Raw genomic sequence first — 12276 nt, 5'->3', positions numbered from 1 at the left:
CGAGGTCTCAACTCGGATAAGACCATCGGCCAACCTTGCATTCGATCTTGCTCCGTTGGCGGGAAGTGGACTATACCTGTCGGCGATTCACCCGATCCGTACTGCACGACGCGCACGACCGCACGACCCTGCTTGACCTGACCGCGGTGCCGGGAAGGATCCGGTTCACCGCCTGAGTCCTGGAGAAGGCGAGGACTTGAGCATGGGATCCACTTCCGCCGAGAACAACGGCGCGGCGACCACTGGCGCACCCGGTGTCGGCCGCCGCGATCTGATCAAGCGGTCCGCCGCGCTCGGCCTGATCTCCGTACCCACGATGAGCTTCCTGTCGGCCTGTGCAAGCGGTGGCGGCAGCGACAACGGCGACAAGGCCAAGGCGGGCAAGAAGACCGCCAAGAACCCGCTCGGCGTGAACGAGACGGCGGGGATGGAGTTCGTCCTCTTCGACGGCGGCTTCGGCAAGGAGTACGCCCAGGACGCCGTCAAGATCTACGAGCAGAACTTCCCCAAGGTGAAGGTGAAGTTCTCCGCCACCCAGAAGATCCAGTCCACGCTCCAGCCCCGCTTCAACCAGGGCACCCCGCCGGACCTGATCGACAACTCCGGTGCCGAGCAGATGGACATGGGCGTCCTGGTCGGCAAGAGCCAGCTCTCCGACCTCACCCCGCTGCTGGACGCGGCGTCCTACGACGACCCGAACAAGAAGGTCCGCGACACGCTGCGCCCCGGCATCGTCGAGATGGGCCAGTTCGACGGCAAGCCCGTCTGGATCATGTACTACGCCTACACGGTCTACGGCGTCTGGTACTCGCAGAAGGCCCTCGACTCCCTCGACGCGGAGTACCCGAAGACCTGGGACGAGATGCTCGCCGTGTGCGAGAAGGCCAAGAAGAAGGGCATGGCCGGCTGGACGTACGCGGGCAAGTACCCGTACTACGTCCCCTTCTCGCTGTACCCGATGATCGGCAAGGTCGGCGGCCGCGAGGTCCTGGACGCCATCGACAACCTCGAGCCGAACGCCTGGAAGCACCCGGCCGTCAAGGCCTGCTTCGACGCCTACTACGAGCTCTACAAGAAGGGCTACATCCTCAAGGGCACCCCGGGCCTGGACCACATCCAGTCGCAGACCGCGTGGGCCAAGGGCAAGGCGCTGTTCATCCCGAACGGCTCCTGGGTGGAGAACGAGTCGGCGAACGTCATCCCGTCCGACTTCAACCTCGCCGTCTCCGCGCCCACCGGCATCGACAGCTCCGACAAGCTGCCGTTCGGCACCATCTGGGCCTCCGGCGGTGAGCCCTTCATCGTGCCGGCCAAGGCGAAGAACCCCGAGGGCGGCATGGAGCAGCTGCGCATCATGCTCAGCGAGGCGTCCTCGAAGAACTTCACCAGCAAGGTGAAGTCGCTGACCGCGTACAACGGCGGCACCACCGGCATCACCCTGACCCCGGGCCTCAAGTCCGGTGTCGCGGCGCTGGACCTGGCCAAGGACAACGTCCTGAACCCGCGTCTCCAGGACTGGTACGTGCAGCTCCAGAAGGAGCAGATTGGTGTGGCGGGCCTCGGCGAGATGATGGCCGGCCGCGCCACCCCGGCAGAGACCATCAAGAAGATCCAGGGCTTCGCCGACGCGGCGGCCAAGGACAGTTCGATCAAGCACTACAAGCACCAGTGAGAGTCCGTCACCAGCGGCGGCACCCGCTCCCAGAACGGGGTAGGTAGTAATGCAGCACGGCAAGTACCGTTTCATCGTGGGGTTCCTGGCGGTTCCCCTCGGGCTGTACGCGCTCTTCGTCGTCTGGCCGTTCATCCAGTCCATCTACTACTCGTTCACGGACTGGACCGGCCTGAGCCCCGAATTCAAGATGGTGGGCTTCGACAACTACAGAAGGATGTTCCACGACGAGATCTTCTGGAAGTCGTTGTGGCACAGCCTGCTGTTCGCGTTGCTGCTGCCGCTGGTGACGATCAGTCTGGCGCTGTTCCTCTCCTTCATGATCAATGTGGGCGGGCGGAACAAGCGCGGCGGCCCGGTCATCTCCGGTGTCCGCGGATCCTCGTTCTACAAGATCGTCTATTTCTTCCCGCAGGTGCTCTCGATCGCGATCGTCGCCCTGCTGTTCGCTTTCGCGTACAACCCGGACAGCGGCGCGATCAACGCGCTGCTGCGCGGGATCGGGCTCGGCAGCATCCAGCCGCTGTGGCTGGGTGATCCGAACCTGGCCCTGTGGTGCGTGATGGGGGTGCTCGTCTGGTCCACGGTCGGCTTCTTCGTGGTCCTCTTCTCCGCCGGAATGGCCTCCATCCCGGTGGACCTGTACGAGGCAGCGCTGCTGGACGGCGCGAACCGCTTCTCCACGTTCTTCCGGATCACCCTGCCGCTGCTCTGGGACACCGTGCAGTCCGGCTGGGTGTACATGGGCATCCTCGCCCTGGGCGCAGAGTCGTTCGCGGTCGTACAGATCATGACGACCGGACCCGGCGGTCCCGACTACTCGACCACCGTCATGGTCCTGTACGTGTACCAGAAGGCGTTCCGTGACGGACAGGCCGCCTACGCGACCACCATCGGCGTCGCCCTGCTCGTCGTCACGCTGGCCTTCGCGGCGATCGTGATGCGTCTTGGCCGGCGCGAGCGGCTGGAGTACTGATCAATGAAGACGACCGAGACCCCCGCCCCCGTGCCGGCCGAGTCCGGCGCCACCGTCAGCAAGGTCGACACCCCGGCCCGCCCGCAGAAGAAGCCGAAGAAGGAGGGGCGCGTCCTCAACGTCTTCTCCCACGGCTTCCTCGTCCTGTGGGCGTTCATGGTCGTCATGCCGCTGCTGTGGGCCGTGATGACGTCCTTCAAGGACGACAGCGCCATCTTCTCCTCGCCCTGGTCGCTGCCGGACAAGCTGCACTTCGACAACTGGGCGCGGGCCTGGACCGACGCCAACATGAGCGACTACTTCCTCAACACCATCCTGGTGGTGGGCGGTTCGCTGATCGGCACGCTGGTGCTGGGCTCGATGGCGGCGTACGTGCTGGCCCGGTTCGACTTCCCGGGCAACCGCTTCATCTACTTCCTCTTCATCGGCGGCATGAGCTTCCCGATCATGCTGGCGCTGGTCCCGTTGTTCTACGTCGTGAACAACATGGGCCTGCTGAACACCATCCACGGGCTGATCCTGGTCTACATCGCCTACTCGCTTCCATTCACGGTGTTCTTCCTGCACGCGTTCTTCCGGACCCTGCCGAGCTCGGTCGCGGAGGCGGCCTTCGTCGACGGGGCCTCACACAGCCGGACGTTCTTCCAGATCATGCTGCCGATGGCGAAGCCCGGCCTGATCAGCGTCGGGATCTTCAACTTCCTCGGGCAGTGGAACCAGTACATGCTGCCGACGGTGCTCAACACCGACCCGGACAAACGGGTGCTGACGCAGGGCCTGGTGCAGCTCGCGGCCAGCCAGGGGTACAAGGGCGACTGGTCCGGCCTGTTCGCCGGTCTGGTGATGGCCATGCTGCCGGTGCTGGCGGCCTACATCATCTTCCAGCGGCAGGTGGTCCAGGGACTGACCGCGGGGGCGCTCAAGTAACGGTTCGACGGCTTGCGAACGCGCCGCCCCCGGTGTGGGGGCGGCGCGCCACTGTGTGTGCAAGAACCCGGATGCGGTTCAACCTCTTGACGGGAGGGGACCCGAACGGCTCAGCTTAGAGTTCACTAGTTGGACATAGTCGGGGCCTCATTGAAGCGGTCCCGCGCGCAGGAGGTCGTCGTGGAGACTCCGGGGTCGCAGTCGTCGCTGCACCGAGCCAACCTGGAGCGGGTCGTACGTGCCGTGCGGCTGGCCGGGTCGCTCACGCAGGCGGAGATCGCACGGACCACGGGACTGTCGGCGGCGACGGTCTCCAACATCGTCCGCGAGCTCAAGGACGGCGGAACGGTCGAGGTCACGCCCACCTCGGCGGGGGGCCGCAGGGCCCGCAGCGTCTCGCTGAGCGGGGACGCCGGCATCGTCATCGGGGTCGACTTCGGGCATACGCATCTGCGGGTCGCGGTCGGCAACCTCGCCCATCAGGTGCTGGCCGAGGAGTCCGAGCCGCTGGATGTGGACGCCTCTTCGGCGCAGGGCTTCGACCGGGCGGAAGAGCTGGTCAACCGCCTGATCGCGGCGACCGGCGTCGACCGTTCGAAGATCGCCGGGGTGGGCCTCGGCGTGCCCGGCCCGATCGACGTCGAGTCCGGCACCCTGGGCTCCACCGCGATCCTGCCGGGCTGGACGGGCACCAGGCCCGCGGAGGAGCTGCGGGGGCGGCTCGGCGTGCCGGTGCACGTGGACAACGACGCCAACCTCGGCGCCCTCGGAGAGCTGGTCTGGGGCAGTGGCCGGGGGGTCAGGGACCTGGCGTACATCAAGGTCGCGAGCGGTGTCGGCGCCGGTCTGGTGATCAACGGGAAGATCTACCGGGGGCCCGGCGGCACTGCGGGTGAAATCGGACATATTACACTCGACGAATCCGGTCCCGTCTGCCGCTGCGGGAACCGGGGATGTCTGGAGACCTTCGCCGCGGCGCGCTACGTGCTTCCGTTGCTCCAGTCGAGCCACGGCACGGACCTGACCATGGAAGGCGTCGTCCGGCTGGCCAGGGACGGAGACCCGGGCTGCCGTCGGGTGATCGCCGACGTCGGCCGTCACATCGGCAGTGGAGTCGCCAATCTCTGCAATCTGCTGAACCCGAGCAGGGTGGTCCTCGGTGGTGATCTCGCCGAGGCCGGTGAGCTGGTGCTCGGGCCGATCAGGGAGTCCGTCGGCCGCTACGCCATCCCCAGCGCCGCGCGTCAACTGTCCGTTCTCCCGGGGGCACTTGGGGGCCGTGCGGAGGTGCTCGGAGCACTCGCTCTCGCGCTCAGCGAGATGGGCGATTCGACCCTTTTGGATGGCTCGCTCTCAGCAGTGACCCCTGCCTTCACTTAGAGAACGGATGGCACCGTTGCCATCTCGTTAAGGATTTACTTCTTGACGTCGCACGCGCGGCCGAGTTGACTTCCAGCCACCTCGGCCGCAGTGTCGCGGCCTCGTCAGGGAGGTTTCTGAAGTGAACACGCGTATGCGTAGTGCCGCGTTTGCCGTTGCCGCGGGTGCGATGGCCGTTTCCCTCGCCGCTTGTGGAAGCGCGAAGGAATCCGGCGGTGGCTCCTCCTCGTCGTCCGCCAAGAAGGGCGACAACATCAAGGTCGGTCTGCTCCTCCCGGAGAACCAGACGGCCCGCTACGAGAAGTTCGACAAGCCCCTGATCGAGAAGAAGATCAAGGAGCTCACGAACGACAAGGCGACGCTGGTGTACGCCAACGCCAAGCAGGACGCCAGCACGCAGAACCAGCAGGTCGACACGATGATCACCAACAAGGTGGACGTCCTCATCGTGGACGCGGTCGACTCCGCCGCGATCAAGAACTCGGTCCAGAAGGCCAAGGACGCGGGCATCCCGGTCGTCGCCTACGACCGCCTGGCGCAGGGCCCCATCGACGGGTACACCTCGTTCGACAACGAGACCGTCGGCAAGACCCAGGGCGAGGCCCTCCTCAAGGCCCTCGGCTCCAAGGCCAAGTCCGGCAAGATCGTCATGATGAACGGGTCCTCCACCGACCCGAACGCCGCCCAGTTCAAGAAGGGCGCCCTCGAGGTCCTCCAGGGCAAGGTGAACATCGGCAAGTCCTACGACACCAAGGACTGGAAGCCGGAGAACGCCAACGCCAACATGGAGGGCGCGATCTCGGCGATCGGCAAGAAGAACCTGATCGGCGTCTACTCCGCCAACGACGGCATGGCCGGCGGTATCATCACCGCCCTCAAGGCCGCCGGCATCACCAACATCCCGGTCACCGGCCAGGACGCGGAGCTCGCGGGCGTCCAGCGCATCGTCGCCGGTACCCAGTACATGAGCGTCTACAAGCCCTACGCGCCGGAGGCCGACGCCGCCGCCGAGATGGCTGTGAACCTCGCCCAGGGCAAGTCGCTCGACTCGGTCGCCAAGGACAAGGTCGACAGCCCGACCACCAAGCAGGTTCCGTCCGTCCTGGTCCCGGTCACCGCGCTGACCAAGGCGAACATCCAGGACACCGTCATCAAGGACGGCGTCTACACCGTCGCCGACATCTGCACGGCCCAGTACAAGGCCGCCTGCGACAAGATCGGTCTGAAGTAAGCAACGGCGCGTCCCTTCCCAGGTAGGGGAATTCGCTCTTGAATTCCCCTACGGGACGCCCACCCCCGAAGGCTCCTCCGGCGCCCCGCGCATAAACAGCCCCGCAAGCTCGTCGCGGGGTGCCGGACGGATCAGCCCCCCAAACTTTCTGCACAACCTCCCGCCGGGTCAGGCGGCGAAGGAGATGGTTCACGTGTCCGCTACGCCCGTGCTGGCGTTGCGCGGGGTCTCCAAGCGATTCGGTGCCGTCCAGGCGCTCACCGACGTAGAGCTTGAGGTCCACGCCGGTGAGGTGGTCGCCCTGGTCGGCGACAACGGAGCCGGAAAGTCCACGCTGGTCAAGACGATCGCCGGCGTGCATCCCATCGATGAGGGCGTCATCGAGTGGGAAGGCCGGTCGGTCAACATCAACCGGCCCCACGACGCCCAGCACCTGGGCATCGCGACGGTGTACCAGGACCTCGCGCTGTGCGACAACATCGACGTCGTCGGCAACCTGTACCTGGGCCGTGAGGTCATCAAGTACGGCGTGCTGGACGAGGTCGAGATGGAGCGCCGCTCCCGCGAGCTGCTGGACCAGCTGTCGATCCGCATCCCCAGCGTCCGCATCCCGATCGCCTCGCTCTCCGGCGGTCAGCGCCAGACCGTGGCCATCGCCCGCTCCATGCTCGGCGAGCCCAGGCTGGTCATCCTCGACGAGCCCACCGCCGCGCTCGGTGTCGAGCAGACCGCCCAGGTCCTCGACCTGGTCGAGCGGCTGCGCGAGCGCAACCACGCCGTGATCCTCATCAGCCACAACATGGCTGACGTGAAGGCCGTCGCCGACAAGGTGGCGGTGCTGCGTCTGGGTCGTAACAACGGCGTCTTCGAGGTCAAGTCGACCTCGCAGGAAGAGATCATCTCCGCCATCACCGGTGCCACGGAAAACGCCGTGACCCGTCGTGCGGCGCGCACCACTGGGGAGATCAAGAAGTGAGTATCGACAAGACCTCCGCGTCTCCCGAGGACCACGTGGTGGAGAACCCCGAGGCCGCGACCGGTGCCGCAACCGTCGTCGACCCCCGGCTGCTGGTCCGCGAACAGGGCTTCGCGGGCTACATCACCGAGTTCAAGCGCAAGATGAAGGCCGGCGACCTGGGTTCCATCCCGGTCGTCATCGGTCTGGCGATCATCTGGATCATCTTCCAGAGCCTGAACTCCAACTTCCTCACCGCGAACAACCTCTCCGACATCTCGATCGCGATGGTCGGCACGGGCATGATCGCCGTCGGCATCGTCTTCGTGCTGCTGCTCGGTGAGATCGACCTGTCGGTCGGTTCGGTCTCCGGTGTCGCGGGTGCCTCCTTCGCCGTGCTGAACATCAACCACGGCATGAACGAGTGGCTGGCCTTCGTGCTGGCCATCCTCACCGGCACCGTCGCCGGCGCGATCCACGGCTTCGTCTTCGCGAAGATCGGCGTGCCCGCGTTCGCGGTCACCCTGGCCGGCCTGCTCTTCTGGAACGGCTTGATGCTCCAGATCCTGGGCAGCAACGGCACGATCAACCTGAACAGCGACGGCATGGTCGCCAAGCTGACGACGTACTACTTCTCCGACGTGGCGGCCGCGTACAGCCTCGCCGTCGTGGTGACCGCGCTGTACTTCGTCAGCTCCTTCGTCGGCAACCGCCGCCGCGAGGCCGCCGGTGTGCCGTCGAGGCCGCTGAGCGAAACCATCCTGCGCACGGTGCTGCTCGGGGTCCTCTCGATCGCCGTGGCCGTCGTCTACAACCAGTACAAGGGCCTGCCGCTGGCCGTCGTGATCTTCATCGGCACCCTGCTGCTCACGGACTTCGTGCTGCGCCGCACGTCGTACGGCCGCAAGATCTTCGCGCTCGGCGGCAGCGTCGAGGCCTCCCGGCGTGCCGGTATCAACGTGGAGCTGATCCGGATCTCGGTCTTCGCGATCTCCGGCACCTTCGCCGCGATCGGCGGTCTGTTCATCGCCTCGAAGATCGCCTCCGCCAACCAGGGCGCCGGCGCCGGCGACCTGCTGATGAACGCCATCGCGGCGGCCGTCATCGGCGGTACGTCCCTGTTCGGTGGCCGTGGCCGGACCTGGAACGCGCTGCTCGGCGTGCTGGTCATCGTCTCGATCCAGTACGGCCTGGCGCTGGAGGGCATCGCCTCCCCGGTCCAGTACATGATCACCGGTGGCGTTCTGCTGGCGACCGTCGTCATCGACGCCGTCACCCGCAAGACGCAGAAGACGGCGGGCCGCGCGTAGCGCTCCGCGGGAAGAGCGGTCTCTCGCCCTAGGGGCGCGGGTCGACTGTGTGAGCTGGTCCGTCGTGGCCGGCCGCGCGGTTCCCCGCGCCCCTTGGCGCGTGCCTCGCGGGGGAACATTAGACTCGGGCGAGCCCGGCGAAAGCTGATCAGCTCTACTGCAAGGAGGCACGGGTGCCGCTGCTGACCCGCATCAGGGGACCGCGCGATCTGGACCGGCTCAGCCTGGAGGAGCTGGACCAGCTGGCGGAGGAGATCCGTGGCTTCCTCGTCGACGCGGTCTCCAAGACCGGCGGCCACCTCGGCCCGAACCTCGGTGTGGTGGAGCTGACCATCGCCCTGCACCGCGTCTTCGAGTCCCCCAGGGACAGGGTCCTGTGGGACACGGGCCACCAGTCCTACGTGCACAAGCTGCTCACCGGCCGCCAGGACTTCTCCCGGCTGAAGAAGAAGGGCGGCCTGTCCGGCTACCCCTCGCAGGCCGAGTCCGAGCACGACGTCATCGAGAACAGCCACGCCTCCACGGTGCTCGGCTGGGCCGACGGCCTCGCCAAGGCCAACCAGGTCCTCGAGCGCGACGACCACGTGGTCGCCGTGATCGGTGACGGCGCCCTGACGGGCGGCATGGCCTGGGAGGCGCTCAACAACATCGCCGACGGCGACCGCCCGCTGGTCATCGTCGTCAACGACAACGAGCGGTCGTACGCGCCGACGATCGGCGGCCTCGCCAACCACCTCGCGACCCTGCGCACGACGGACGGCTACGAGCGCTTCCTGGCCCGTGGGAAGGACCTGCTGGAGCGCACCCCGGTCGTCGGCAGGCCCCTCTACGAGACCCTGCACGGGGCCAAGAAGGGCCTCAAGGACTTCATCGCGCCCCAGGGCATGTTCGAGGACCTCGGACTCAAGTACGTCGGCCCCATCGACGGCCACGACATCGAGGCCCTGGAGTCCGCCCTCGCGCGCGCCAAGCGGTTCCGCGGCCCCGTCATCGTGCACTGCCTCACCGAGAAGGGCCGCGGCTACCAGCCCGCCCTCCAGGACGAGGCCGACCGCTTCCACGGCATCGGCCCCATCCACCCCGACACCGGACTGCCCATCAAGGCCTCGGGCGCCGACTGGACCTCCGTCTTCGGCGACGAGATGGTCAAGCTCGGCAAGGAGCGCGACGACATCGTCGCGATCACCGCCGCGATGCTCCAGCCGGTCGGCCTGAAGAAGTTCGCGGACACCTTCCCGGAGCGGATCTACGACGTCGGCATCGCCGAGCAGCACGGCGCCGTGTCCGCCGCGGGCCTCGCGACCGGCGGGCTGCACCCCGTCTTCGCCGTCTACGCCACCTTCCTCAACCGCGCCTTCGACCAGGTCCTGATGGACGTCGCGCTGCACAGGTGCGGCGTCACCTTCGTGCTGGACCGGGCCGGCGTCACCGGCACCGACGGCGCCTCCCACAACGGCATGTGGGACATGTCGATCCTCCAAGTCGTCCCCGGCCTCAGGCTCGCCGCGCCGCGCGACGCCGACCAGGTCCGCGCCCAGCTGCGCGAGGCCGTCCAGGTCGAGGACGCGCCGACCGTGGTGCGCTTCTCCAAGGGCGCCGTCGGCCCCGCCGTACCCGCCGTGGGACGGGTGGGCGGCATGGACGTCCTGCGCGAGCCGGGGACCGAGACGCCCGACGTGCTGCTCGTCTCCGTGGGCGCGCTGGCCCCGATGTGCCTGGAGATCGCCGCCCTGCTCGACAAGCAGGGCATCACCACCACCGTCGTCGACCCGCGCTGGGTCAAGCCCGTCGACGAGGCCATGGCGCCGCTGGCGGAGCGGCACCGCGTCGTCGTCACCGTCGAGGACAACTCGCGGGTCGGCGGTGTCGGTTCGACGATCGCGCAGGCCCTGCGCGACGCGGGCGTCGACGTGCCGCTGCGCGACTTCGGCATCCCGCCGCGCTTCCTGGACCACGCCGCGCGCGCCGAGGTCATGGCGGAGATCGGGCTCACCGCCCCCGACATCGCCCGCCAGGTCACCGGGCTGGTCTCCAAGCTGGACGGCCGGTTCGACCGTACGGCGACCGGGGTTGACTCGGTGGAGCCCGCGCGCGACTAGAGCAGAGCGCCCCCACGGGCCGGTTCCTCCACTCCTACAGGTGGCGGAACCGGCCCGTCTGCGTGAACCTGCCTTTGCCGGGGCATACGCACAGCCGGACCTCTCGATCATGTTGAGCCATATCGAGGTCTCACAAGCGTGGGAGGTAGGTACGTGAGCAGCACGCTCTTCAGGACGAAGAACATCGAACAGTCCATCAAGGACACCGAAGAACCGGAACACGCGCTCAGGAAGTCACTGTCGGCCCTCGATCTGACGGTGTTCGGCGTCGGCGTCATCATCGGCACCGGCATCTTCGTCCTGACCGGCACGGCGGCGAAGAACACCGCGGGCCCCGCCGTGTCCCTGTCCTTCGTCGTCGCCGGCGTCGTCTGCGGGCTCGCCGCCCTGTGCTACGCCGAGTTCGCCTCCACGGTCCCGGTCGCGGGCTCCGCGTACACCTTCTCGTACGCCTCCCTCGGTGAGTTCCCCGCCTGGATCATCGGCTGGGACCTGGTGCTGGAGCTGGCGCTGGGCACGGCGGTGGTGGCCGTCGGCTGGTCCGGCTACATCCACTCGCTGCTCGACAACGCCGGCTGGCACCTGCCCGCGGCGCTGAGCGGCCGGGACGGCGCGTCCGGCTTCGGCTTCGACATCCTGGCCGCCGCGCTGGTCCTGGTGCTGACCGCCATCCTCGTGCTCGGCATGAAGCTCTCCGCGCGGGTCACCTCGGTCGTCGTCGCCATCAAGGTGGCCGTCGTCCTCGTCGTCATCATCGCGGGCGCCTTCTTCGTCAACGGCGACAACTACCACCCCTTCGTCCCGCCGAAGCAGGCCGTGGAGGCGGGCGGCAACCTCAAGGCGCCACTGATCCAGCTGATGTTCGGCTGGGCGCCGTCCAACTTCGGCGTCATGGGCATCTTCACCGCCGCGTCCGTCGTCTTCTTCGCCTTCATCGGCTTCGACGTCGTGGCCACCGCGGCCGAGGAGACCCGCAACCCGCAGCGTGACGTGCCGCGCGGCATCATCGGCTCCCTGATCATCTGCACCACGCTCTACGTCGCCGTGTCGATCGTGGTGACCGGCATGCAGAAGTACAGCAAGCTGTCCGTGGACGCGCCGCTCGCCGACGCGTTCAAGGCCACCGGCCATCCCTGGTTCGCGGGCCTGATCAGCTTCGGCGCCGCCGTCGGCCTGACCACGGTGTGCATGATCCTGCTCCTGGGGCAGTCCCGGGTGTTCTTCGCGATGAGCCGGGACGGGCTGCTGCCCCGGTTCTTCTCGCACACCCACCCCAAGTTCCGCACCCCGTACCGGCCGACGATCCTGCTCGGCGTCATCATCGCGATCGTCGCCGGCTTCACCAGCCTCAGCGAGCTCGCCGAACTGGTGAACATCGGCACGCTCTTCGCCTTCATCGTCGTCGCGATCAGCGTGATCATCCTGCGCCGGAACCGTCCCGACCTCGAGCGGTCCTTCCGCACCCCGTGGGTGCCGTTCCTGCCGATCGTGTCGGTGCTGGCCTCGCTGTGGCTGATGCTGAACCTGCCCGCCGAGACCTGGCTGCGGTTCGGCATCTGGATGGTGATCGGCCTCGTCGTGTACTTCCTCTACAGCCGCACCCACAGCCGGCTCGCACAGTCCCAGCAGGAGGCCACGGCGGCCAAGCCGTAGCCGTGGCCCGCACACCCGCGGCCCCGCCGTCCTCCTCGTGGAGAGGACGGCGGGGCCGCGCCGCGTCCACGGC

Annotated in this window: 9 protein-coding genes; all 9 read left to right on the top strand. The window is 67.3% G+C overall.

The features are described from left to right. Positions 1 to 202 precede the first annotated feature (202 nt). Positions 203 to 1672, top strand: a complete 1470-nt coding sequence (gene ngcE, locus ACGFYN_RS02990) for an N-acetylglucosamine/diacetylchitobiose ABC transporter substrate-binding protein (protein ID WP_393863951.1) — start codon at positions 203 to 205, stop codon at positions 1670 to 1672. A gap of 49 nt (positions 1673 to 1721) precedes the next feature. After that, on the top strand, positions 1722 to 2648 hold the full coding sequence (locus ACGFYN_RS02985; protein WP_393863950.1) for a carbohydrate ABC transporter permease: 927 nt from the start codon (positions 1722 to 1724) through the stop codon (positions 2646 to 2648). Positions 2649 to 2651: 3 nt separating this feature from the next. Beyond that, positions 2652 to 3575 carry a carbohydrate ABC transporter permease gene (locus tag ACGFYN_RS02980; RefSeq protein ID WP_393863949.1) on the top strand — a complete coding sequence of 308 codons (924 nt, stop codon included), beginning with the start codon at positions 2652 to 2654 and terminating at the stop codon, positions 3573 to 3575. 180 nt (positions 3576 to 3755) lie between these two features. After that, entirely contained in the window at positions 3756 to 4955 is a 1200-nt protein-coding gene (locus tag ACGFYN_RS02975) for an ROK family transcriptional regulator (RefSeq protein ID WP_393863948.1), read from the top strand. A gap of 133 nt (positions 4956 to 5088) precedes the next feature. Next, entirely contained in the window at positions 5089 to 6186 is a 1098-nt protein-coding gene (locus tag ACGFYN_RS02970) for a sugar ABC transporter substrate-binding protein (protein WP_393864148.1), read from the top strand. 184 nt (positions 6187 to 6370) lie between these two features. Further along, on the top strand, positions 6371 to 7162 hold the full coding sequence (locus ACGFYN_RS02965) for an ATP-binding cassette domain-containing protein (protein WP_393863947.1): 792 nt from the start codon (positions 6371 to 6373) through the stop codon (positions 7160 to 7162). Beyond that, on the top strand, positions 7159 to 8451 hold the full coding sequence (locus tag ACGFYN_RS02960; protein ID WP_393863946.1) for a sugar ABC transporter permease: 1293 nt from the start codon (positions 7159 to 7161) through the stop codon (positions 8449 to 8451). Before ACGFYN_RS02965 ends, ACGFYN_RS02960 begins: the two co-directional genes overlap by 4 nt. Before the next feature lie 173 nt (positions 8452 to 8624). Further along, a complete protein-coding gene (gene dxs / locus ACGFYN_RS02955) occupies positions 8625 to 10550 on the top strand; it encodes a 1-deoxy-D-xylulose-5-phosphate synthase (RefSeq protein ID WP_393863945.1) in 1926 nt (641 codons plus the stop codon). Between the two features lie 153 nt (positions 10551 to 10703). Further along, complete coding sequence (locus ACGFYN_RS02950) at positions 10704 to 12203, top strand: amino acid permease (RefSeq protein WP_393863944.1); 1500 nt, start codon at positions 10704 to 10706, stop codon at positions 12201 to 12203. Positions 12204 to 12276: the final 73 nt, after the last annotated feature.

Source organism: Streptomyces sp. NPDC048419 (assembly GCF_043200415.1).
Classification (GTDB): Bacteria; Actinomycetota; Actinomycetes; order Streptomycetales; family Streptomycetaceae; genus Streptomyces.
The sequence above is the reverse complement of the archived record's forward strand: the minus strand, read 5'-3'. Positions and strand labels throughout refer to the sequence as shown.

Excerpts from the sequence above, each read along its gene's own strand:
- ngcE (WP_393863951.1), top strand. The coding sequence starts at position 203 with ATGGGATCCACTTCCGCCGAGAACAACGGCGCGGCGACCACTGGCGCA.
- ACGFYN_RS02985 (WP_393863950.1), top strand. The coding sequence starts at position 1,722 with ATGCAGCACGGCAAGTACCGTTTCATCGTGGGGTTCCTGGCGGTTCCC.
- ACGFYN_RS02980 (WP_393863949.1), top strand. The coding sequence starts at position 2,652 with ATGAAGACGACCGAGACCCCCGCCCCCGTGCCGGCCGAGTCCGGCGCC.
- ACGFYN_RS02970 (WP_393864148.1), top strand. The coding sequence starts at position 5,089 with ATGCGTAGTGCCGCGTTTGCCGTTGCCGCGGGTGCGATGGCCGTTTCC.
- ACGFYN_RS02965 (WP_393863947.1), top strand. The coding sequence starts at position 6,371 with ATGGTTCACGTGTCCGCTACGCCCGTGCTGGCGTTGCGCGGGGTCTCC.